The sequence below is a fragment of the Vibrio sp. 2304 genome (assembly GCF_033339475.1).
Lineage (GTDB): Bacteria > Pseudomonadota > Gammaproteobacteria > Enterobacterales > Vibrionaceae > Vibrio > Vibrio alginolyticus.
Genome location: NZ_JAWOUQ010000008.1, coordinates 107,127 through 131,588, shown reverse-complemented (window position 1 = coordinate 131,588; position 24,462 = coordinate 107,127). Strand labels below are relative to the sequence as shown.

General features: G+C 44.4%; 21 protein-coding genes. 7 read left to right on the top strand and 14 right to left on the bottom strand.

Features of this window, described 5'->3' with window-relative positions; translation table 11 throughout:
• Positions 1-206 precede the first annotated feature (206 nt).
• Positions 207-3,584, bottom strand: coding sequence for an AraC family transcriptional regulator (locus R7P64_RS16555; protein ID WP_053350448.1), 3,378 nt, complete (start codon positions 3,582-3,584; stop codon positions 207-209).
• 202 nt (positions 3,585-3,786) lie between these two features.
• Positions 3,787-4,674, bottom strand: a complete 888-nt coding sequence (gene znuA, locus R7P64_RS16550) for a zinc ABC transporter substrate-binding protein ZnuA (RefSeq protein WP_033906913.1) — start codon at positions 4,672-4,674, stop codon at positions 3,787-3,789.
• Between the two features lie 78 nt (positions 4,675-4,752).
• Here znuA and znuC point away from each other — a divergent pair, with 78 nt between their 5' ends.
• Entirely contained in the window at positions 4,753-5,541 is a 789-nt protein-coding gene (znuC, locus tag R7P64_RS16545) for a zinc ABC transporter ATP-binding protein ZnuC (RefSeq protein ID WP_318123715.1), read from the top strand.
• A complete protein-coding gene (znuB, locus tag R7P64_RS16540; RefSeq protein WP_005382183.1) occupies positions 5,534-6,319 on the top strand; it encodes a zinc ABC transporter permease subunit ZnuB in 786 nt (261 codons plus the stop codon). Before znuC ends, znuB begins: the two co-directional genes overlap by 8 nt.
• A 119-nt stretch (positions 6,320-6,438) precedes the next feature.
• Here znuB and sucD read toward each other — a convergent pair whose 3' ends face one another.
• The 8 genes from sucD to sdhC form a co-directional block, all read right to left on the bottom strand.
• Positions 6,439-7,311, bottom strand: a complete 873-nt coding sequence (gene sucD / locus R7P64_RS16535; protein ID WP_005382181.1) for a succinate--CoA ligase subunit alpha — start codon at positions 7,309-7,311, stop codon at positions 6,439-6,441.
• A complete protein-coding gene (gene sucC, locus R7P64_RS16530; protein WP_005382179.1) occupies positions 7,311-8,477 on the bottom strand; it encodes an ADP-forming succinate--CoA ligase subunit beta in 1,167 nt (388 codons plus the stop codon). The genes sucD and sucC overlap by 1 nt, the downstream gene beginning before the upstream one ends.
• A gap of 213 nt (positions 8,478-8,690) precedes the next feature.
• Positions 8,691-9,899 carry a 2-oxoglutarate dehydrogenase complex dihydrolipoyllysine-residue succinyltransferase gene (gene odhB / locus R7P64_RS16525; protein WP_017819950.1) on the bottom strand — a complete coding sequence of 403 codons (1,209 nt, stop codon included), beginning with the start codon at positions 9,897-9,899 and terminating at the stop codon, positions 8,691-8,693.
• A 28-nt stretch (positions 9,900-9,927) separates the two neighbouring features.
• A complete protein-coding gene (gene sucA / locus R7P64_RS16520) occupies positions 9,928-12,753 on the bottom strand; it encodes a 2-oxoglutarate dehydrogenase E1 component (RefSeq protein WP_005382176.1) in 2,826 nt (941 codons plus the stop codon).
• Between the two features lie 171 nt (positions 12,754-12,924).
• Complete coding sequence (locus R7P64_RS16515) at positions 12,925-13,635, bottom strand: succinate dehydrogenase iron-sulfur subunit (protein WP_005382174.1); 711 nt, start codon at positions 13,633-13,635, stop codon at positions 12,925-12,927.
• Between the two features lie 15 nt (positions 13,636-13,650).
• Positions 13,651-15,417: a succinate dehydrogenase flavoprotein subunit gene (sdhA, locus tag R7P64_RS16510; protein ID WP_005382172.1), complete on the bottom strand. Its 1,767-nt coding sequence runs from the start codon at positions 15,415-15,417 to the stop codon at positions 13,651-13,653.
• The gene (gene sdhD / locus R7P64_RS16505) at positions 15,418-15,762 is read right to left on the bottom strand and encodes a succinate dehydrogenase, hydrophobic membrane anchor protein (RefSeq protein ID WP_005382169.1); all 345 of its coding nucleotides are present in this window, start codon (positions 15,760-15,762) and stop codon (positions 15,418-15,420) included.
• The gene (sdhC, locus tag R7P64_RS16500; RefSeq protein WP_017634811.1) at positions 15,756-16,148 is read right to left on the bottom strand and encodes a succinate dehydrogenase cytochrome b556 subunit; all 393 of its coding nucleotides are present in this window, start codon (positions 16,146-16,148) and stop codon (positions 15,756-15,758) included. Before sdhC ends, sdhD begins: the two co-directional genes overlap by 7 nt.
• 396 nt (positions 16,149-16,544) lie before the next feature.
• On the opposite strand from sdhC, the gene R7P64_RS16495 reads away from it, so the two are divergent.
• A complete protein-coding gene (locus R7P64_RS16495) occupies positions 16,545-17,834 on the top strand; it encodes a citrate synthase (protein WP_005382163.1) in 1,290 nt (429 codons plus the stop codon).
• A 91-nt stretch (positions 17,835-17,925) separates the two neighbouring features.
• Here R7P64_RS16495 and R7P64_RS16490 read toward each other — a convergent pair whose 3' ends face one another.
• Positions 17,926-18,684: a Nif3-like dinuclear metal center hexameric protein gene (locus R7P64_RS16490; protein ID WP_005382162.1), complete on the bottom strand. Its 759-nt coding sequence runs from the start codon at positions 18,682-18,684 to the stop codon at positions 17,926-17,928.
• 231 nt (positions 18,685-18,915) lie between these two features.
• Between R7P64_RS16490 and R7P64_RS16485 the strand changes: the two genes are divergently transcribed.
• Complete coding sequence (locus R7P64_RS16485) at positions 18,916-19,689, top strand: DUF1853 family protein (protein WP_213960385.1); 774 nt, start codon at positions 18,916-18,918, stop codon at positions 19,687-19,689.
• A gap of 61 nt (positions 19,690-19,750) precedes the next feature.
• Here R7P64_RS16485 and pgm read toward each other — a convergent pair whose 3' ends face one another.
• Both pgm and seqA read right to left on the bottom strand, forming a co-directional pair.
• Positions 19,751-21,397 carry a phosphoglucomutase (alpha-D-glucose-1,6-bisphosphate-dependent) gene (pgm, locus tag R7P64_RS16480; protein WP_017634813.1) on the bottom strand — a complete coding sequence of 549 codons (1,647 nt, stop codon included), beginning with the start codon at positions 21,395-21,397 and terminating at the stop codon, positions 19,751-19,753.
• Between the two features lie 92 nt (positions 21,398-21,489).
• Positions 21,490-22,032: a replication initiation negative regulator SeqA gene (gene seqA, locus R7P64_RS16475; protein WP_005382149.1), complete on the bottom strand. Its 543-nt coding sequence runs from the start codon at positions 22,030-22,032 to the stop codon at positions 21,490-21,492.
• Between the two features lie 92 nt (positions 22,033-22,124).
• Here seqA and R7P64_RS16470 point away from each other — a divergent pair, with 92 nt between their 5' ends.
• The 3 genes from R7P64_RS16470 (at position 22,125) to fldA (ending at position 23,808) form a co-directional block, all read left to right on the top strand.
• Entirely contained in the window at positions 22,125-22,892 is a 768-nt protein-coding gene (locus R7P64_RS16470; RefSeq protein WP_182039198.1) for an alpha/beta fold hydrolase, read from the top strand.
• A 112-nt stretch (positions 22,893-23,004) separates the two neighbouring features.
• Complete coding sequence (locus R7P64_RS16465) at positions 23,005-23,226, top strand: DUF2788 domain-containing protein (RefSeq protein ID WP_005393038.1); 222 nt, start codon at positions 23,005-23,007, stop codon at positions 23,224-23,226.
• A 48-nt stretch (positions 23,227-23,274) separates the two neighbouring features.
• Entirely contained in the window at positions 23,275-23,808 is a 534-nt protein-coding gene (fldA, locus tag R7P64_RS16460; RefSeq protein ID WP_005382146.1) for a flavodoxin FldA, read from the top strand.
• Between the two features lie 52 nt (positions 23,809-23,860).
• Here the strand turns inward: fldA and R7P64_RS16455 are convergent, their stop codons facing one another.
• Positions 23,861-24,364 carry a DUF4442 domain-containing protein gene (locus R7P64_RS16455; RefSeq protein ID WP_005382144.1) on the bottom strand — a complete coding sequence of 168 codons (504 nt, stop codon included), beginning with the start codon at positions 24,362-24,364 and terminating at the stop codon, positions 23,861-23,863.
• Between the last annotated feature and the right edge of the window lie 98 nt (positions 24,365-24,462).

Sequence of the window (24,462 nt, the reverse complement as noted above, 5' to 3'; positions counted from 1 at the left end):
TTGAAGCCATTTATGCTTATTGCTATGAACATCGCGACTAACAGATAGAACGTGATCGTGCTTACGTGTTGAGAATGGATTTGTAGGCTAGATGTGATGAAGAAACAATGAAACTTACTGCGTTAGCAACTGCAGCAATAATAGAGCACTGTATGCAGCTCCCCAGCATCTTAACTATTAACTAGGGAGCGTATAATGAAGGTTTTCTAGTTAATTTCTTGGCTTTCTTGAGTCAAAGCAAACTTGGAAGGGGGCAAACCAAAATGCAGCTTAAACTTTTGGCTAAAGTAAGATGGATCATTAAAGCCACAGTTAAAGGCGACTTCACTGATTTTCTCACCCGCCAATAACTGTTCACACGCCGTTTCTAAACGAACCTCTGTGACATAGTCTTTTAACGTTCTTGACGAGGCAGATTTAAAACGTCTCTGCAAAGAGCGTTCAGACATATACAGCATTTTAGCGGCTGACGCAGTGCCAAATTCAGGATCATGGTAATGCTCTGCCACTAATTGATAGACTTTTTGCAACCACTCTTTCTCTGGTGTGACTTGATCTTCTGCAATAGTTACAGGATTGAGTTCTTGCTGCGGTTCATCCAGATAACTACTTTCCTTCGCAGATGGCCATGTAATCTCGACTTTGTTTTGAGCATCAGAAGAGAAGACAGCCAAATAACCACCACTCGTTGTCACTAGTTGGGCAAGGTGGTCAATACTCAACTCAGAGTGATTTAAGTTAGATGGAAGCCCAGTCGCGACTTTATTAGGTAATTGCGTCCCGTAATCAAGAAAGCTCAATGACACAATATCATGCCCCTTTTCTAGCATAATTCTAACCGTTTGACCCCGGAAAGAGCGCTTGATGATATTGGCAAAAATGCTATTGAAAATAACATCAAGATTAAAGCTTTCCAGAGCAACCCGGCTCTGCTTACTCTCATCTTCTAGCTCTACCAAAATACCCGCTTTTGCAAAGTCATCTTGCCATACATCAACCACTGACTGAGTTATCTGACTCAAGTTGTAGTTCTGACTCCCACCACTTACATCACTTGGAACGCTTTTGAGTTCATTTAACTGCCAATTCGTTTTAGCCAAATGATCCTCCGTCGCAGTATCGAGAGGCATAGGTAGTTTCGCCACAATAAAGTCGACGCTTGATTTTATGGATAGAGCTACATGGTCTACGAGTAGGTTTCTAACTTGAATCTGTTTACGTAATTGCTGGTTGCTCGTAAGCAACACTCTACTTTGATGTCTTAACTGATTCGTTTTGAGAGTCACTTGAGCTGCTAGATCACGGTTAGCCTGTACAACGTAGCGAGAGCGCCAGAAAACAAGTAATGCGACGACCGCAATACTAGCTACGACAAAGCCTAAAATAGCAAATCGCGATAGATACCAAGGATGAAGGACGATAAAGTGAGATTCTAAACCAACTACTCCAGTGGCAACTTGAGACTCATTACTGACCTGCAAGTGATATTCACCGGAACTAAGGTGCTCGAGTGTCAGTTGGCCCCCCTCTAACGTTTGCCATGGGTCATCGTTGTTCAATCGATAGTACAAATTTTGACTGTCTGGTTTTGGCATCACACCGAATAAAAAACTCAGCGAAGATCCATATGGCAGTGTGATCCCATTCAGATCGGCACTACCAACTTGCAGAACTTCATTTTCAAGCACAACTTGGCTAACAATAAACTTAGACTCTGGGGGATTAGATACAAGCAGCTTGGATGCTTCTGCTTTTACGAGTCCGTACTTCGACCCCAGAACAAGCTCTCGCTCACCAATTTCTGTCTGCTGTATAACGCTACAAATACCAGGGAGGAACTCATTGTTCATTAAGCCTGATGACGATGAGTAATGTTTCACTAACTCACCCGAAAGGTGGTAATAGCTTAAACCAACAGAGGAAGCTAACCATACACCTTGCCTGTCTCTGATCAAGCAAGCAGGTCTGGCGTTGGGCTCACTCATTTCAACAACACGTTTTTCATCGCTTCGTGTATCTGTTTTAAACACACCATAAGATGAAGCAAACCACTGGCTGCCATCAACCGCCGTGGTCATGTCTAATGATTCACCAAACTTTTCTGAAAAACGGATAAACTGGATGTTGTCATTACTGTATTGGTATACGCCATGATCGGTGCCTATTAATAGGGCATCTTCAGTATCATATAGGCGCGTAACCTTAGCAGGCAAATACTGACTTACTAGCCACTCACTTCCAAAGTTTCGTACGCTTTGTGCAGCAGTATCAACATTGTAAAGATGGTATCCGCTTGATACCCAAAGACGGTCATCACCATCAACGGTCACATGCTCTACGGCATGTCCAGCCATAACCTGTAAATAAGGAAATGTAATCTTGTTGAGACCATTTAGCTCAAATATTTCCAGCCCTTTTGAGGTTGCAAGCCAAAGCATGCCGTTTTGAAACGCAAATTCATTGATCTGCGACTCCAACTCTAAGACTTGGTTAATCCCACTCTTTCCTGAACGATAAATCTTTCGGTCATCAGCAAACCAAAGCGCACCATCAGGACCTTCAATAGTTTGCCGAATTCGTCCTGATAGGGTGTGTGAGTCATAACTACTAAAGGTCACTCGTTCAAATTTTTTACTAAATAGCGAGTAATAACGAATACCTTGGTTAGTCGCAATCCACATCCCTCCCATATTGTCGCTCAACAACGAATAAATCTTCGTGTTATCTAACTCTAACTCAAGAAAACTTGCAGGCGCGACTTCGGTGACCTCACCTGAAAAAAATGAGTACAAATAAAGGCCATGCTCTGTCCCCACCCAATACTCTTGATTTGTCTCTGCGAATGTCAAAACATGTGAGCCGCCAATTCTAATCACTTCTTTATCAGGCTGGTAAATATTGAAAATTAAAGCGCCACGCAATGTACCTATCAAAATTTCTCTTCGCGTGTGTGAATAATAGACTTTCTCAATGTAGTTTTGACCTGAGGCAGCGACATGGTCAAACTTATCACCTTCAGAAAGATAGAAGCCGGAAGTCGTTGCTAGTGCCCACTTCGTTTCAACTAGCACCGCATCATTAATGTAAACGTAGCTATTATTACTATGTTGATAGAGCTGCAATAGAGAGAAAGAGTTTAACTCGCTAGTGTCGATATTGTAGGTATAGAAATGCGCGCCATCACTCACCCAAATATAGTTCTTTGAAGACCCTATTTTTCTTATTTGTGAGCCTGGATTTAAACTAAAGACTAAACGTCGCTCCTGATTTGGATAAGTTCGATAGACCTCATTTTCAATAAAGGTCCAAAAAGCACCTTTATGATAGGCCAACTGCTTGGCCGACGTTTGTAGGAAGCTACCTGATTTAGGCAATATAGTTTGACCATCGTAAAACAGGACTCTCCCGTGTACGTCATGAATCCACAAACCGCCCTTTTCACCCAAGAACAACTTTTTAGCCGCGATAAAAGTACCCTTTGCCTGAGTTGGCAAAGGGTAAAAGATTGCATTTGCATTATGAAGCGCAAATGCTTGGTAGGATAAGACAAAGCCCAACAGAGCAAGGGCTAATTGGCGTAGCAAGACGAAAACCTTTTGTATCAATTTGTGCTCTGAAAGTGACCGTTCATCGTTTGTAAAACATGGATTGATACGGTTATTTTGAGCTGATAATTATTGGTAATGATATCTCAATTACTTTCTGAGAAAAGGCTCGCCTTACCAAAGGTTGTAATTCTTACTACTGGATCACGTTAAAAAGACTACTCCTACATTACGACAGCACTTAATCTGACTTTTTGTTCAAGCATTGCTCAAAACTATTCGCCATATTGTTGAGAAAAGTAAAGTAACTGCCAGGTTTTGCTTCAATTGTACTCCCTAACGGGTCAAGCTCGCCTTTAGCGACATCACTGCCTCTCATTACGCTCTGAACGACAGCCGGGGTAAACTGAGGTTCAGAAAATACACAAGCCACATCTCCACCACTTAGCTTTTGACGAATTTGAATTAAGGTCTTCGCTCCTGGCTTGCGTTCCGGGCTCACAGTAAAATGCCCCATTTGATTTAGTTCATAACGATCTTCGAAATAACCGTAAGCATCATGGAATACAAAGTAACCTTTGTTTTTTACTGGTGCCAGCTTCTGCTTTATCTGTTGGTCAGTGTCTTTTAGCTCGAGTTCAAACTTTTTGAGGTTCGCTTGATATTGAGCTGCATTTTCCGGATCAAGTGATACAAGTTGATTCACAACAGCCTTGGCCACTTGTTGTGCTTGGCTTACACCTAGCCAAAAGTGCGGATCATGTGAGCCATGATCGTGCCCATCATGGTCATGGTTGTGCTCACTATCAAATTCACGCAATTCTAGATTTGGAATTTGACTAATAGTCAAAGTATTCGATCTATCCGAAACAACTTTCTCTAGAAACGGTTCAAGATCATGTCCGTACCAGATAACCAAATCAGCCGAAGCGACCTTTTTAACATCCGATGGACGCAAAGCATAGTCATGGGGTGATGTGTTAGACTGCAATAGCACGTCTGGTGAAGTTACTCCTTGAGTAAGCTCTGTTACTAACAACTGAATAGGTTTGATACTCGTCAGTACCGTTACCGCCTGTGCTGGCAGTGTTAACATTGCTGAGGCAGCAAGAATTAATGCTCTTTTCATAGTTTTACTTGGGATATGGCGTGGAAAGTGAGATAATGTTACATTATAACATTATTGATTTGCAAATGAGTTTCATTCATGTCTTCCTTAGTCCATCTTGAGCAGTTATGCGTCGAGTTCGATGGCCGCAGAGTTCTCGATAACATTAGTATGGAATTAGAAAAGGGCAAAATAACTACCCTAATTGGTCCCAATGGAGCGGGAAAATCAACGTTAGTCAAAGTTATCTTAGGTCTTCAAAAGCCAACTAGCGGCAAGTTTAACCGACAAAGAAAACTGAAAATTGGTTACGTTCCTCAAAAGTTGAAGCTCAATGACTCCCTTCCATTGAATGTAACCCGCTTTCTAAATTTAGCAGGAAAATACAGTAAGCAGGAGTGCATTGATGCATTAAGGCTTGTTGGCGCTGAACATTTACTTAATAGTAATATGCATCGCTTATCCGGTGGTGAAAACCAACGAGTGTTACTGGCTCGCGCTCTGCTTCAGCGTCCTCAGCTGTTGGTATTAGACGAACCAGCTCAGGGTGTGGATATCCAAGGTCAAATCGATCTCTATGACTTAATTGAGAGCATTCGTCACCGCTTTGATTGTGGCGTATTTATGGTGTCGCATGACTTACATTTAGTGATGGCGAAAACGGACGATGTTATTTGTCTGCATCACCATGTTTGCTGCTCAGGTTCACCTGCCACTATTACTCAGCACCCTTCTTACATCGCACTATTTGGCAATGCTGCGAGAGAGTCTCTCGCGTTTTATCATCACGACCATGAGCACCATCATCACGATTTATCCGGAACGCCAGTAAGCGGTGATGCGATATCATGCTCCCACCATAAACACGGACATCACCATCATGATTGAGTTTCTCCTACCTTCTATTCTTGCTGGTATTGGTATCGCGATCATTGCCGGTCCACTTGGGTCATTTGTCGTTTGGCGTAAAATGGCTTACTTCGGAGATACCCTAGCTCATGCATCGTTAATGGGCCTAGCGCTGGGCTTCTTGCTCAACGTAAATCTCTACCTTGCGCTACTCGTCTGCTGTTTAGCTCTGGCCGTTTTGCTTGTCACCCTGCAAAAGCAACAACTTGTGGCTACAGACACGTTGTTAGGTATCTTGGCACACAGTGCACTCTCTATCGGTTTAGTATCGGTTAGCTTTTTGGAAAACGTGCGCGTCGATTTAATGAGCTACCTATTTGGGGACTTACTTGCCGTCTCTCCACAAGATCTGATGTTTATTTACGCAGGTGTTGTTGCGGTAAGCGCGTGTTTGTACGTCTTCTGGCGCCCACTGCTTTCTAGCACTGTCAGTGAAGAACTTGCCGCTGTTGAGGGCGTGAATACAGACTTAGTTAGATTGGTGTTAATGCTAATGGTGGGTGTAGTAATCGCAGTAGGTATGAAGTTCGTTGGCGCGTTGATCATGACTTCGCTCCTAATTATCCCAGCCGCAACAGCACGTAAAGTCTCTTCATCACCAGAGCAAATGGCATTGTTCGCATCCATTATTGGCTCTGTGGCAGTACTGATGGGGCTTAGCCTATCATGGCACTTCGATACACCGGCCGGCCCTTCCGTAGTGATCAGCGCAACATCCTTATTTATGCTGAGCCAGCTGATTAAAAGCAAAGCATAATCGCATTGAGTATTAAACGCGAAAGACCTTGCTAACAACAAACATAAATCCACGGAAACGGAAAAAGAAAAGCCTGCGAAATCGCAGGCTTTTTAATACTTATTAAGTAGTGTGGTCGATTACCAACCCGTCACTTCACGTAGACCTTGGCCAATCTCTGCTAGAGATTTCACAGTTTTAACGCCAGCCGCTTCTAGTGCAGCAAATTTGTCTTCAGCAGTACCTTTACCACCAGAGATAATCGCACCAGCATGGCCCATACGCTTACCAGGAGGCGCAGTTACACCAGCAATGTAAGAAACCACTGGCTTCGTTACATTTTCTTTAATGTATGCTGCTGCTTCTTCTTCTGCAGTACCACCGATCTCACCGATCATAACGATCGCTTCTGTCTCAGGGTCTTCTTGGAACAGTTTTAGGATATCAATGAAGTTTGAACCCGGGATTGGGTCACCACCGATACCAACACAAGTAGACTGGCCGAAACCTTCGTCAGTGGTTTGTTTAACTGCTTCGTAAGTTAGAGTACCGCTACGAGATACAATACCTACTTTGCCTTTCTTGTGGATGTGACCAGGCATGATACCGATCTTACACTCATCAGGAGTGATAACGCCCGGACAGTTAGGACCAATCATGCGAACGCCAGTTTCTTCTAGCTTCACTTTCACGTCGATCATATCTGTAGTAGGGATACCTTCAGTAATCGTTACGATTAGCTCGATACCCGCGTCAATCGCTTCTAGGATTGCATCTTTACAGAAAGGAGCTGGTACGTAGATGACTGTCGCTGTTGCACCAGTCGCTTCTACTGCTTCACGAACTGTGTTGAATACAGGAAGACCTAGGTGAGTTTGGCCACCTTTACCTGGAGACACACCGCCAACCATTTGCGTACCGTATGCGATAGCTTGCTCTGAGTGGAAAGTACCTTGACCACCAGTGAACCCCTGACAGATTACTTTAGTGTCTTTGTTAATTAATACAGACATTATTTAGCCTCCGCAGCAGCAACAACTTTCTGAGCAGCATCAGTTAGCGACTCAGCAGCAATGATATCAACATCAGAATTAGCAAGAACTTCGCGACCTAGGTCAGCGTTAGTGCCTTCAAGACGAACAACAACAGGTACGCTTACGCCTACCTCTTTAACCGCGCCGATAATACCTTCTGCGATCATGTCACAACGTACAATACCACCGAAGATGTTAACAAGTACCGCTTTCACATTGTCATCAGATAGGATGATCTTGAATGCTTCAGCAACACGCTCTTTCGTCGCGCCGCCACCTACATCTAAGAAGTTAGCTGGTTTGCCGCCGTGTAGGTTTACGATATCCATCGTACCCATTGCTAGGCCTGCACCGTTAACCATACAGCCAACGTTACCGTCTAGTGCTACGTAGTTCAGCTCCCACTGAGCTGCGTGTGCTTCACGCTCATCTTCTTGTGAAGGATCGTGCATTTCACGAAGCTTAGGCTGACGGTACAGTGCGTTTGAGTCGATGTTGATCTTACCGTCAAGACATAGCAAGTTGCCTTCACCAGTAATCACAAGTGGGTTGATCTCTAGCAGAGCAAGATCGTACTGAGAAAACATAGTGCCAAGACCCATAAAGATCTTAACGAATTGTTTGATTTGGTCGCCTTCAAGACCAAGTTTGAACGCTAGCTCACGACCTTGGTAAGCTTGTGGACCTACTAGTGGGTCAATTGCTGCTTTGTGGATGAGTTCCGGCGTTTCTTCCGCAACTTTTTCAATTTCCACACCACCTTCGGTAGAAGCCATGAAAACGATCTTACGGCTAGCACGGTCAACTACCGCACCTAGGTATAGTTCGTTCGCAATATTTGAAGCTTCTTCAACAAGGATTTTTGTTACTGGCTGACCATTTGCGTCTGTTTGGTAAGTTACTAGGTTTTTACCTAACCACTTCTGTGCAAACTCTTTAACGCCTTCTTTTGTATCGTGTAGCTCTACGCCACCCGCTTTACCACGGCCACCAGCGTGAACCTGACATTTAACTACTTTCTTGGCTGTACTGATACGGCCTGCGGCTTCAAAAGCTTCTTGTGGTGTATCACACGCGTAGCCTTCTGGCACAGGCAAACCGAATTCTGCAAACAGCTGTTTGGCTTGGTATTCATGCAAATTCATTTCGATATTCCGTTTGTTTTTCCCTTAAGGGATTTATTATTTCCATAACGCTGCAGTCTTGGCTGCTTGTACGTCTGTAGGGTCTTCTCAAATCAATCCTTCATCATGAGTTCTCATACTGAAGGATTCAAATGAAGGCCAAACGTTGAGCTAGTCTAGCCATTGAAATTTTTAACGTCTAGCTACCTACGATAACTAGACGTTTTAGCGATATTAAACGTCTAATAGGAGACGTGCTGGGTCCTCTAGTAACTCTTTAATCGTTACTAGGAAACCAACTGATTCACGACCGTCAATTAGGCGGTGATCGTAAGATAACGCTAGGTACATCATCGGCAAGATTTCAACTTTGCCATCCACTGCCATCGGACGCTCTTGGATCTTATGCATACCAAGAATCGCTGATTGAGGTGGGTTGATGATTGGTGTAGACATTAGTGAACCGAACACACCACCGTTTGTGATAGTGAAGTTACCGCCCATTAGCTCGTCTACCGTTAGCTTGCCATCACGACCTTTGATAGCCAGTTCTTTGATGCCTTTTTCAACATCAGCGAAACCAAGCTTGTCACAGTCTTTTAGGACAGGTGTAACTAGACCACGTGGCGTTGATACCGCCATGCTAATGTCGAAATAGTTGTGGTAAACAATGTCATCGCCATCAATCGAAGCATTTACTTCTGGGTAACGCTTAAGCGCTTCTGTTACTGCTTTCACGTAGAAAGACATGAAGCCCAAACGAATACCGTGACGCTCTTCGAACTGATCTTTGTACTGCTTACGAAGGTCCATGATTGGTTTCATGTTCACTTCGTTAAACGTCGTTAGCATTGCCGTATTGTTCTTCGCTTCTAGCAAACGGTTAGCAACTGTCTTACGAAGGCGAGTCATTGGAACACGCTTCTGACTGCGAGCCGCTGCCGGCACGTCTACCACTGCTGGCGAGTCTTCTTTTGACGCAGATTTAGCGTTCGCAAGATGCGCTTCAATATCTTCGCGCGTAATACGACCACCAACACCAGTGCCTTTCACTTGGCTTGCTTCTAAGCCATGTTCAGCCAATAAACGGCGCACTGCTGGGCTTAATGCGTCATTACTTTCTTCGTTAAGCGCAGCTTTGTGGCGCTTATCAGGAGATGCTTCAGTACCTTCTGTTTTGTCTGCAGTTGGTTCACCTGCAACTGCGCCTGGCTTCAATTTAGCAATGATTTGTTTAGAAAGTACTGTCGCACCTTCTGCTTCAACAATAGCTTCTAAAACGCCAGCTTCCGGAGCTGGAACTTCTAGCACAACTTTGTCTGTTTCGATGTCAACCAAAACCTCGTCACGCTCTACTGCGTCGCCTGGTTGTTTGTGCCATGTCGCTACGGTTGCATCAGCAACTGATTCAGGTAAATCTGGAACCAGAATTTCAATTGTCATATCTGTTTCTTCCTTTAACTTCTAGTTCTTAATTCGAAGTTTTTGAGTTCACGTTCAGAGCGTCTTCAACCAACGCTTTTTGTTGTTTCAAGTGCACCGACATGTAGCCAACTGCTGGCGAAGCAGAAGCTGGGCGACCTGCGTATTTAAGATTTGCACCTGCAGGAATAGCGGCACGGAAGTTATGTTGGCTACAGTACCAAGCACCTTGGTTCTGAGGTTCTTCCTGACACCACACGAAGTCTTCAACGTTAGTGTATTGAGCAATTGCTGCTTGTACTTCTTCCATTGGGAATGGGTAAAGCTGTTCAATACGCACGATAGCAACATCGTCTTGCTCGTTGTTACGGCGCTGCTCTAGTAGGTCAAAGTAAACCTTACCAGCACAGAACACGACACGTTTCACTTTGCTTGGTTCTAAATCATCTACTTCTGGAATTGCAGATTGGAATGTACCATCCGCCAAGTCTTCAATCGTTGAAGTACATAGAGGGTGGCGCAACAAAGATTTCGGCGACATAACAATGAGAGGTCGACGCATTGGGCGTACAACCTGACGACGAATCATGTGGTACACCTGAGCCGGTGTTGAAGGAACCACAACCTGCATATTTTGCTCAGCACAAAGCTGAAGGTAACGCTCTAAACGTGCAGATGAGTGCTCAGGACCTTGACCTTCATAACCATGAGGTAGAAGCATAGTAAGACCGCACAAACGCGCCCACTTTTGCTCGCCTGACGAGATAAACTGGTCGATAACAACTTGTGCACCGTTGGCAAAATCACCAAACTGTGCTTCCCAGATAGTTAAACCACCTGGTTCGGCTGTTGCGTAACCGTATTCAAACGCCAACACAGCTTCTTCTGACAATACTGAGTCAAAGACTTGGAATGGTCCTTGGTTGTCATGAATATTCGCTAATGGAATGTAAGTGCTTGCATCGGTTTGGTTATGAAGAACCGAGTGACGGTGGAAGAAAGTACCACGACCCGAGTCCTGACCAGAAAGACGAATACGCTTGCCATCGTCAACCAATGTAGCATACGCCAATGTTTCAGCCATCCCCCAGTCAATAGCTTTTTCACCGGTCATCATTGCTAGACGATCGTTGTATAGCTTATTAACACGGCTTTGCAGTTTATGGCTTTCTGGGTACTGACACAGACGATTGCCTAGCTCAATAAGGCGTGTCTTGTCGTATTTTGAATCCCACTCCATATCCCATTCGTGCCCTAAGTAAGGGGACCAGTCTACAGAGTGCAACGCCATTGGACGCCATTCTTTAACAACCACTTCACCGCGATCCAATGCATCGCGATACTCATTGACTAACTGAGTCGCTGTCTCGATATCTGATTCATTTTTATCGATCAGAACATCTGCATACAATTTGCGTGGTGTAGGATGCTTTTTGATTTTCTGGTACATCAAAGGCTGAGTCGCATTTGGCTCATCCGCCTCATTGTGGCCGTGGCGACGGTAACATACAAGATCGATCACGACATCGCGCTTGAACTCGTTACGGTAATCCAATGCAATGCGAGTAACAAAAGCAACTGCTTCTGGGTCATCTGCATTTACATGGAAAATTGGCGCCTGCACCATCTTCGCGATATCGGTACAGTACATCGTAGAACGCGTGTCACGAGGATTAGACGTCGTAAAGCCTACTTGGTTGTTGATGACGATACGTACCGTACCACCAACTTGGAACCCACGAGCAAGAGACATGTTGAACGTTTCGGCAACCACACCCTGACCAGCGATTGCAGAATCACCGTGGATGGTGATAGGAAGCACTTTGCTACCTTGATTATCACCCAAGCGGTCTTGACGTGCTCGAACTGAGCCCATGACTACCGGGTTTACGATTTCTAGGTGCGATGGGTTAAATGCAAGCGCTAAGTGAACATCACCGCCTGGAGTCGCAAAATCAGCAGAGAAACCTTGGTGATATTTCACATCACCCGTACCCCAAGTTTCGTCGTGTTTACCGGCGAACTCATCAAACAGGTCTTGAGGTTTCTTACCAAGTACGTTCACCAGCATGTTCAAACGACCGCGGTGAGCCATACCGATAACCACTTCACGCATTCCACTTGTACCCGCATGACGGATCAACTCTTTCGTCATCGGAATCAACGCATCACCACCTTCTAAAGAGAAACGTTTTGCACCTGGGAATTTCGCTCCGAGGTAACGCTCCAAACCTTCAGCGGCTGTTAGCTCTTCTAGGAATGTGCGCTTCTCATCTTTGTTGAATGATGGCTGGCCTACGACAGACTCAAGGCGTTGCTGAATCCAACGCTTTTGCTCTGTGTCAGTCATGTGCATGTATTCAGCACCGATGGAACCGCAATAAGTTTTGTTGAGGGCTTCATAGATATCTTTCAACTTCATGGTTTCTTGCCCAACAGCAAAAGAACCTACGTTGAAAGTTTCTTCGAAGTCATCTTCGGTAAGATTATGAAAAGCAGGGTCTAACTCCGCCACGGTTGGGCGTTGCCATAGACCTAGTGGGTCTAATTCTGCAGCTTCATGCCCGCGGAAACGGTATGCGTTGATTAGCTGTAGAACTTTTACTTGTTTTGCATCGACATCTGGGTCACTAACTTGGACATTGTAATGCTTTGTTTCTCTAGCGAGTCGTCGGAAGTAGTCACGGACACGTGAATGTGGTTGTTCTGCCACTTCTTCTGATGGCTTAGGCAAGCCTTCAAAAACACGTTTCCACTCCTCACTTACCAGATCGGGATCACTTAGATACAGTTCGTAGAGGTCCTCTACATACGTTGCATTGGCGCCAGCCAAGTGTGAAGACTCGAGCCATGCCTTCATCACGCCGTTGTGCATATTTTCCCTTAACCAGTAGTTTTCACGTTTGCTTCGGTCTTTGCCGAGCTATAAGAGCCGACTAAAAATACGGTCGGCAATTTTTGTATTCTTTACTCGAATATTACTGAAGCAGTGAAGCGGTCATATCGGGTGATCCGCAACACTGCGACATTCCTAAGAGCGAGTAAATTAAACCGAACGATTAACCAACATCGACTTAATGTGACCGATGGCTTTCGTCGGATTTAATCCCTTAGGACAAACACTTACACAATTCATGATGCCATGGCAACGAAAAACGCTAAATGCATCATCAAGATCAGACAAACGTTCATCTGTTGCCGTATCGCGGCTATCAATTAGCCAACGGTACGCTGCGAGAAGACCAGCTGGGCCGATGAATTTATCAGGGTTCCACCAGAATGATGGGCAAGACGTTGTACAACATGCACACATGATACATTCGTACAATCCATCTAAATGCGCACGGTCATCAGGCGATTGTAGATTCTCACGTGATGGTGGTAATGCACCATCATCAATCAAGAATGGTTTAACTTTCGCATAGTTATCATAGAACTGCGTCATGTCAACGATAAGATCGCGCACGACAGGTAACCCTGGTAGTGGACGAATAACTATCTTATCGCCTTGTAGAGCAGATAACGGTGTGATACACGCTAGGCCGTTTTTACCATTCATATTCAAACCATCAGAACCACATACCCCTTCACGGCATGAGCGACGGAACGCGATGCTTGGATCTTGCTCTTTTAGCAGAATCAATGCATCAAGCACCATCATGTCTGAGCCTTCGTCTACCTCAAGGGTATACTCTTTCATGTAAGGCTTAGTATCCACATCCGGATTGTAACGGTATAAAGAGAAGTTTAATTTCATAGTCGTATCCTCCCTTTAGTATGTACGTACTTTCGGCGGGAAAGCTTCACGATGCGTTGGCGTCATGTTCACATCACGCTTAGTCATCGCTTCTGTTTCCGGATTGTAGATAGAGTGGCATAGCCAGTTCTCATCATCACGCTCAGGGAAATCGAAACGAGCATGTGCGCCACGACTCTCTGTACGGTAGTTTGCTGCAACGGCAGTTGAAAACGCGGTTTCCATCAGGTTATCAAGTTCTAGACACTCAATACGCTGCGTGTTGAACTCTGAAGACTTGTCCGCTAGATGCGCATCTTTCAAACGTTCGCGAATCACTTTCAACTCTTCTAGACCGGTTGCCATCGCATCGCCTTCACGGAATACCGAGAAGCTGTTTTGCATGCATGCTTGTAGGTCTTTACGAATCTGAACTGGATCTTCACCACCAGTGCTGTTTTCCCAACGCATAGTACGCGCTAGAGACGCTTCAATATCAGATTCTGTTGCAGGACGAGCTTCTGCTTGCGCTGCTAGCGTTTCGCCAAGGTGCAAGCCAGTAGCACGACCAAATACGACCAAGTCTAGTAATGAGTTGCCGCCCAGACGGTTAGCACCGTGTACCGATACAGAAGCAATCTCACCACATGCGTAAAGGCCTTGTACTTCCATCTCGCTACCGTCGGCCTTCTGCTTAATTGCTTGGCCAGAGACTTGAGTAGGTACACCACCCATCATGTAGTGACAAGTTGGAATTACTGGAATTGGCTCTTTCACTGGGTCAACGTGTGCAAATGTACGAGACAGTTCACAGATACCTGGTAGACGTGATTCAAGTACTTCTTTACCAAGGTGATCAAGTTTCAACTTGATATGTGGACCCCAAGGACCATCACAGCCGCGGCCTTCACGAATTTCAATCATCATTGAACGAGCAACCACGTCACGACCAGCAAGGTCTTTCGCGTTTGGTGCGTAGCGCTCCATGAAGCGTTCACCATCTTTATTTAGAAGGTAACCACCTTCACCACGACAACCTTCCGTCACTAGAACACCCGCGCCGGCAATACCTGTTGGGTGGAACTGCCACATTTCCATGTCTTGCATTGGAACGCCTGCGCGAAGTGCCATACCAACGCCATCACCCGTGTTGATGTGCGCGTTAGTGGTCGATGCGTAAATACGACCTGCACCACCTGTAGCTAGAATGGTTGCTTTCGATTTGAAGTAACAGATTTCACCCGTTTCCATACAAATCGCAGTACAACCCATGATTGCGCCGTCTTGGTTTTTCACAAGATCCAAAGCGTACCACTCCGAGAAGATGGTTGTTTTGTGTTTTACGTTTTGCTGGTAAAGCGTGTGAAGAAGTGCGTGACCAGTACGGTCTGCAGCAGCGGCTGTACGAGCAGCCTGCTCACCACCAAACTCTTTAGATTGGCCACCGAATGGACGTTGGTATATGGTACCGTTATCAAAACGAGAGAATGGAAGACCCATTTTTTCAAGCTCGATAACTGACTCAGGACCATTTTTACACATGTATTCAATCGCGTTCTGGTCACCGATGTAGTCGGAACCTTTAACGGTATCGTACATGTGCCATTGCCAATCGTCTTTGTGCGAGTTACCCAGAGCAACGGTAATGCCGCCCTGTGCAGACACAGTATGAGAACGTGTTGGAAATACTTTTGACAACAAAGCACATGATAGGCCTTGCTCTGAAATTTGTAGTGCAGCGCGCATACCTGCACCACCAGCGCCGATTACTACGGCATCAAACTCACGAACTGGAATAGACACTTACGCACCCCACAGAATAAATAGACCAGAGAAGACATAGCCGAATAGAACGGCAATAACACCAAGTTGTAGTGCGCCACGTAGTTTCGCGCACTTAATGTAATCAGTTAATACCTGCCACAAACCAACCCAAGCGTGAATCAGGATCGAGACAAGTGCCAACATGGTGAATACTTTAGTGAAGGTACCACCAAAGAATTGGGTCCAAGATGCGTAAGAGATATCTGAAAATGCACAGAAGCTAATCAGATAAATCGTGTATAGCGTCATAATGATTGCAGTTGCACGAATTAGTAGGAAATCGTGTACACCATTACGACCAAATGAAGATACGTGTTTTACCATACCAAGATCCCCGCCAATAATGATAATACTGCTGTTGCACCAAACGCGACTTTAGCGCTCATCGTGCCTGAATCTAGTTCTTCAAAGTGACCTAGATCCATCAATAAGTGACGGATACCACCTGCGATGTGGTAGGCAAGTGCAGTAAGAATTCCCCACAGGATGAATTTTACGAAGAAGCTATCGACGATGTCAGCGGCTTCCATAAAACCCATTGGGGATGACAGAGAAATGGATAGTAACCACAGTAATATACCCACCGCAACAAACGTAATTACCCCAGACACACGGTGTAGGATGGATGCGATTGCTGTGATAGGAAAGTGGATGGTCTGTAAATCTAAATTAACAGGTCTTGACTTTCTTTCTTTCACGGGCTTGCTCACTCAGCTCCATTGAGCATTTATTGTTATAACCAATTTCAGCTTCCAAACGTACAAAAGTTAACATCTATTTAACAAATATCGCGAGTAACCACTCAGATAATTGTAAACAAGTTGTTAACAAACGGAATCCAGCAACAAACCTCACTCTTTGTTTCTAGCCCCGAATTTATAAGGATTTAACTAAAATTTTCTTTGCCAATATACGGCGAGCAACATTCTAATACAATTGGTGTAACAAATTATGCTACATAGAACAGATTTTTAACGATTTTCATGAGAAAAATCATAACAAGTGCACACAAAGATGGAGAAAAATTGACTTTAAGCTTTAACAACAGTACAAAAATGGCACATAAACATCCTGGACGGATTAAATAATAAACAAAGGAGATTGTTATGGCGGATAAGAAAGCGACCCTTCATGTTGAAGGTCAAGCGCCAATCGAACTGCCAATTATGGACGGTACGCTAGGTACACCTGTAATTGACGTTCGTAAGCTGGGAGCCAATGGTTACTTTACTTTTGACCCAGGTTTTCTTGCCACTGCATCTTGTGAATCATCAATCACGTACATCGATGGCGGCAAAGGTATTCTTTTGCACCGCGGTTTCCCGATTGATCAATTAGCCAATAACGCAGATTACTTAGAAGTATGTTACATCCTTCTTTATGGTGAAGCCCCTACCCGAGAACAATACGAGCAATTCAAAACGACCGTTACTCGTCACACAATGGTACACGAGCAAATCGCAAGCTTTTTCCATGGCTTCCGACGCGATGCTCATCCAATGGCGGTAATGTGTGGTGTAGTTGGAGCACTTGCAGCCTTCTATCACGACTCTCTTGACATTAACAACGACGAACACCGCGAAATTGCAGCGTACCGTCTGCTGTCAAAAATGCCAACGCTGGCGGCGATGTGTTACAAATACTCTATCGGTCAGCCATTTATTTACCCTCGTAACGACCTTAGCTACGCTGAGAACTTCTTGCATATGATGTTCGCAAACCCTTGCGAAGAGTATGAAGTAAATCCTGTGGTTGCCCGTGCGATGGATAAGATTTTCACTCTACACGCGGATCACGAACAGAATGCGTCGACATCAACTGTACGCCTAGCTGGCTCTTCTGGTGCGAACCCATTTGCATGTATTGCCGCTGGTATTGCATCCCTTTGGGGGCCTGCTCACGGTGGTGCAAACGAAGCCTGCTTGAGAATGCTAGAAGAGATTGGCAGCGTCGATAACATCCCTGAATATGTAGACCGCGCGAAAGACAAAGATGACCCATTCCGCTTAATGGGCTTTGGTCACCGCGTTTACAAGAACTACGATCCACGTGCGACAGTAATGCGAGAAACGTGTCATGAAGTTCTCAAAGAGCTAAACATTCAAGACCCTCTGCTAGACGTTGCAATGGAACTTGAGCGCATTGCGCTTTCTGATGAGTACTTCGTGTCTAAGAAGCTGTACCCGAACGTAGACTTCTACTCAGGTATCATTCTTAAAGCGATTGGTATTCCAGTTTCTATGTTTACGGTTATCTTCGCGATTTCTCGTACCATCGGCTGGATTGCTCACTGGAACGAAATGCACAGCGATCCACTGAACCGCATCGGTCGTCCTCGTCAGCTATACACTGGCGAAACACAACGTGAGTTTTCTCCACTTCACGAACGTGAATGATCTTTTAGTACGAAGATAGACAAACAAAAGGGTTGAGATTTTCGTCTCAACCCTTTTCCTTTTCAGCGCTTAACGTTACTAATAGCGAACGTTAAACCGGATTATCAATATCGATAAACTCCACATGTAGGCCGTATTCATCCGCTAGCCATTTGCCTAAGGCCTGAACACCATAACGCTCAGTAGCATGATGACCTGCAGCAAAGTAATGAATGTCCATTTCACGAGCAGTATAAGTGGTGCGCTCTGAAATTTCTCCAGAGATAAATGCATCCAGCCCGTGCTGTACAGCAAGTTCAATGAAATCCTGCCCTCCACCAGTACACCAGCCGACTGTCTCAATCATCTTATCAGTATTCTCTGGAGCGATATGCAGAGGCTCTCTTTCAAGAACTTGGTTGATCTTACTCGCAAATTCAACACCAGACATCGGCTTTTTCAAGCGCCCAAACATAGCAACTGACTGAGGGTGCCCTTCAAGCCCACCTTCTACTTCGATTTCAAGTAAGCGAGCTAATTCAGCGTTGTTGCCTAGCTCTGGATGTATATCTAGAGGAAGGTGATAACCATATAAGTTGATATCATTTTTGATCAGGCTACGAATTCGTTTACCTTTCATGCCACGAATTGGCTCAGGCTCACCTTTCCAAAAATAGCCATGATGAACAAGCAATGCGTCTGCATTAAGCTCAATCGCTTTATCGATTAAGGCTTGAGAGGCGGTTACGCCAGTGATAACACGCTTTACCGCTGATTTCCCTTCTACCTGTAACCCATTTGGTGCGTAATCTTTAATTAACTGCGGTGACAGTTTGTCATTAAGAATCTGTTCTAGCTTTAAGTTATTCATTATTACTTCCAATTTCTAGCGCATGTAAACCTAAATAACCTCTCGATGGAATCAGACGAAAGAGTGCAACCTAGTTGATACAACAACGTTTTGACATCTGGCACCTTGATATCATTTAGGTCTTTAAAGTGTATCTCGAACCCTAATATCGATGCTAGCCACCCTACCCTCAAAAGCAAATTTAGTTACAATAACAAAGCTTGTCGCCTCACCATAAATTTAGGGATACGGATGAACCAACTGCAACGCTTTTACCAATGGATCGCCACTTCACCTCCGCTTTTCAAGTTAACCCCTCCGTTTGCAACCTTAGAAGATGTCTCGGTCAAACCTTTGAATAGCTCAGAACAATACAATGGTAATCCTAGGCTGGGTTTTTTATATCAGCACCTATGCACTGCGGCTCTTTCTAATTCAGAACGATATCAGATTATTGCCGAAGAAATTCAGTTAAACGACGCGGAAGGTAAGACCATTGGTGCTGTCGATTTGGTGTTGAGGAATACAGAATCAAATCAGATAGAACATTGGGAAGTGGCGATTAAGTTTTATCTTCTTTACAACGGCATTTGGTATGGCCCGAATGCTCACGACCAGTTACATGCAAAATTGGATAGAATGCTCACGCATCAGCTGAAAATGAGCGATCGCCCGGAATTTCAAAAAATAATTCCTTTAAACGACTCTCCAGAAGAGCGCCTAATGATGCAAGGACGACTCTATATTAATCCGTTTACTCCAGAGCCAACTCCTAAGGAGTGCTTGGGTTATGAATTAAATCCAAGTCAGATTAGTGGTTACTGGTGCTATCAAAGTCAATGGGATTTAATTGGTAAACCACTTTATCATTTACATAAACCATGCTGGGCGATCGGTACAGACGATTTCTCTCAACCTATTGAAAAGCCTTTAGATCGATTCATACACGCACAAACGGAAGACGGTCAATTCTGGTTTGTGGTACCAGATTCATGGCCCGGAGATAAAGCTGTTCGGGGCACTTAAACATGAAAGGGTTGATGTTTTCACATCAACCCTTTGCTAGATACATTGACCATTGGATGTTTTACAAACCAGCGGCTGCAAATACTTGATTAACTATTTCTTGTGCTTCAGCTTCGATTTGTTTCAGATGTTCTTCACCTTTGAAGCTTTCACAGTAAATCTTGTAGATATCTTCTGTACCTGATGGACGAGCAGCGAACCAACCGTTAGCTGTCGTTACTTTAAGGCCACCAATCGCAGCACCATTGCCTGGTGCATGCGTTAGACGAGCAGTGATCGCATCACCTGCTAGAGTTTCAGCCGCAACCATTTCTGGTGACAACTTCTTCAATACGTCTTTTTGTGGGCCATTTGCTACAGCTTGAATACGGTTGTACTTCGACTCACCGTGCTTCGCCGCTAGCTCTTCATAGTAATCTTGAGGGTTCTTACCCGTTACCGCAGTGATCTCTGCTGCTAGAAGGCATAGCAAGATGCCATCTTTGTCTGTTGACCAAGGCGTGCCATCTTTACGAAGGAATGACGCACCAGCACTTTCTTCGCCGCCGAAACCAAACTTACCAGTGTACAGACCGTCTACAAACCATTTGAAACCAACAGGCACTTCACATAGCTCACGACCTAGATCCGCAACAACACGGTCAATCAGCGCACTTGAAACTAGTGTTTTACCAACAGCGACATCTTTACCCCACTCGTCACGATGACGGTACAAGTAGTCAATACAAACGGCTAAGAAGTGGTTCGGGTTCATCAAACCTTTTGGCGTAACGATACCGTGACGGTCGTAGTCAGGATCGTTACCAAATGCTAAATCGTATTCGTCTTTCAGTGCCAATAGACCCGCCATTGCGTAAGGAGAAGAACAGTCCATACGCACAACGCCGTCTTTATCTAGCGACATGAATTGGAAAGAAGGATCGATCGATTCACTTACTAGCGTTAGGTCTAGGTTGTATGCCTGACCAATTTGACGCCAGTAATCGATACCGCTGCCACCCAATGGATCTACACCAATCTTCAGGTTCGCTTTTTGGATTGCTTCCATATCGATAACGTTCACCAGGTCATCGATGTATGGCTTCACCAAGTCCATCTCTACAAACAGATCCGATGCTTTTGCTTCTGCTAGTGGTAGGCGTTTCACACCTTGTAAACCTTCAGCAATCAGTTCGTTCGCACGATCTTCGATAGCTTGAGTCAACTCTGCTTCTGCAGGACCACCATGTGTCGGATTGTATTTGATACCGCCGTCTTGTGGTGGGTTATGTGATGGGGTAATAACGATACCGTCTGCTTTTTCATCGTGTTTGATGTTGTAAGTCAGAATCGCGTGTGAAATACCCGGTGTTGGCGTGTAACCGTTGTCTTGTTGGACAATCACTTTCACACCATTTGCAATCAATACTTCAATCACACTTGAAAAAGCAGGCTCAGATAGCGCATGCGTGTCTTTACCCACAAACAACGGGCCAATTGTGCCTTGCTCAGCACGAACTTCTGCTACCGCTTGAGCGATCGCTAAAATGTGGTTTTCGTTAAAAGTGTGCTTGTCTGCAGTACCGCGGTGGCCAGAAGTACCAAATTGAACTTTGTGTTCTGCGTTTGCCGCGTCTGGTTGAAGTAAGAAGTAGTTAGCAACGAGTGCTGGGATATTGTGAAGATCTTCCTGCTGCGCTTTTTGCCCAGCACGAGGGTGCATAGCCATGTTTGACATCCTTTCTTTAAATACAAATAAAATTAAAAAAGCCTCATAATATCCGCTCACTGCGACGCATTATGAGGCTTCTATCAGGTTTCTTAGATTGAACCTGTTACTTTTTCTATTAAGTCAGGTTGGAACCCCATGTGTGCCATCACTTGTTCAACCATCTGTCTTTTACGACTTGTATTGTTATTCGTGATAACCCAAAACGGTGTGCCAGGAATGGCTTTTGGCTTGGTCGTATTACCGTTTGCTAGCAAGGTTTCTTCATTATCTGCAAAGTACACGCGTTTGCGTCCTTTTACATTCGTAGCCTGGGCGAAACCTTCTGGATTCAATTTATGTAAGGTCGATAATACCAACATAAAGCGATCAATCGCTTTTTTTAGACCGGCAAACTCATCAGAAATAAGCAGCGAACGCATTTCTTTCACTACATCAACAGATTCCGTTTTACCCGCATCTTTACTTACTACAATCCCTTGTGGCTTCTCTACTACAGGCGCGGCTTTAGCTTCCTGCAACTGACCATCAAGGTTTAAAAGGCGTCGCAAAATATCCGAGGCGCTTTCACCGATATGCTTAGTTTGACTAGCTATATAACGGTATAGATCCTCATCAACCTCAATTGTTTTCATTCGCTTTTCACATTCTCAATGTTTAAACTCTGGGGGATTATAACGAGATCCACGCGGATACTCCACGTTAAACCCATCACGAATAAGATAAAATGTCAGCATTACTCAACTATAAGCAGGAAGGCCAAGGCCAAACAGTTGTTTTGATTCACGGATTGTTTGGTAGTTTAAGTAATCTGGGTCTACTCGCCCGCGATCTTATTAAAGATCACACGGTGATCAGTATTGATCTGAGAAATCACGGCCTCTCTTTCCACTCCGAAGTCCATAACTATACCGATATGGCAAAAGATGTGGCTCAGCTCCTTCAGCACTTAAACGTTGAGCCATCTATTGTTATTGGTCACTCCATGGGCGGAAAAGTCGCGATGGCTCTTGTGGACATTGCGCCAAATGTAGTCAAGCAGTTAGTCGTTCTCGACATGGCGCCTGTTGCCTACACTACGAACCGTCACGATAATGTTTTTAACGGCTTACATGCTGTTATTAATGAAAAACCAGCAAATCGACAGCAAGCCATGGATATCCTAGCTCAACATATTGAACTCGATGGTGTAAGACAATTTCTCTCTAAATCACTGTACAAAAATGGCGATAAGATGGATTGGCGGTTTAACGTACCGAGCCTTTTTGAGAATTATGACCAAATTATTGGCTGGCAAGAAATCACACCAACAGATATCCCAACTTTATTTATCAAAGGCGGCGACTCTGAGTACTTAATGCCAGAACATCAGCCGGCAGTGAAGCGACAATTTAACCATGCTAAAGCACACATTATCGCTGGCACTGGTCACTGGTTACACGCCGAGAAACCGACAGAAGTAATGAGAGTCATTCGAAAATACATTTCGAGTTAACAAATTCGAAAAGCAACACTAGATTATTGAAATAACCCTTCTTGTAGTGCATTAACTTTACCGTTTAACAGTGGTATAGTGCGCCCAAGATTTTTCGGCATGAAGGGCTAAAATGCTTTACGACTATATGGATATGCTCGAGTCTATTGGGCTCGATCTTCTTTTTGCTGCTATCTTTTTTTTCATCGGGATGGCGATAAAAGATGTGCTAAAGCAAGGCAATGTACCTGTTTTTGGTCGTCGTATTGTGTGGTTAGTCCTTTTCCTAGGCTGTGCTGGCTTTATTGCAAAAGGTGTAATTCAGCTAACTTGGGAAGGCTCAGGGTTAGGTTAAACCCTTAGTAGCATCGCCAATAACAAACAATGTAAAGGTATAGACTCTATGGCAAGTGTAGGTATCTTCTTCGGTAGCGACACAGGTAATACTGAAGCCGTTGCAAAGATGATTCAAAAGCAACTAGGTAAACATCTAGTTCACGTTCAAGACATCGCGAAAAGCAGCAAAGAAGACATTGATAACTTCGATCTTCTTCTTCTAGGTATCCCAACTTGGTACTACGGCGAAGCACAATGTGATTGGGATGACTTCTTCCCTGAACTTGAGCAAATCGACTTCTCTACTAAGCTAGTGGCTATCTTTGGCTGTGGCGACCAAGAAGACTACGCAGAATACTTCTGTGACGCGATGGGCACAGTCCGTGATATCGTTGAGTCTAAAGGCGGCACAATTCTTGGCCATACCTCGACAGAAGGCTACGAATTTGAAGCGTCTAAAGCACTTGTTGAAGGTGACGAAAGCCAATTCGTAGGTCTATGTATTGATGAAGACCGCCAACCAGAATTGACTGACGAGCGTGTTGAAAGCTGGGTTAAACAGATCTATGAAGAGATGTGTTTAGCTGAGCTAGAAGGCTAATCAAATTGAATGATGCAAAGACCTCCACTTGGAGGTCTTTTTGTATGTATTGTCACACAGCATCGGTAAGTACTTCCTCTTCGCGATACTGAGGTTTCTTTCTTACATAAAGCTTGCGTTGAACCTCTGAAACCACATTCCCCTGTTTATCTTTTACATGAGTAATAAACTCAGGAAAACACTTTTCTCCATTCCGTGTCATTTGATAAATGTTTTCCAGCATCCCTTCAGTGACCTCAAATTCTGCAAACAAATCACTTTGCCCCGGCTTAATAAAGTTAATGCTTGCCTCTTTATCCCACACATAATATTCCTCTCGTAGAATCCCCATCAGCATCAACGAGTAAATAGGATCAGTTAAAGAGAAAATACTGCCGCCATATTGGGTGCGATTGGCATTTTTATTCCACCAGCGAAGCTTTAAACGTACCTTTACAGTACGGAAGTCTTGAGAAATATGTAAGATTTTAATACCCGCCCCCCAAAAAGGAGGCCAAATATTGAGTGCGAACTTTACAATTCCTGGTTTGTATATCTTCGCTAGTCGCCTATTCATCGCTATCCCTGCCCTCTCCAAGCTTAATGTTACACAATTGTAACTGGTCAGAGCTGTAATATAATGGACCTGTTTCTAATTTACAAAAAGATTCTATT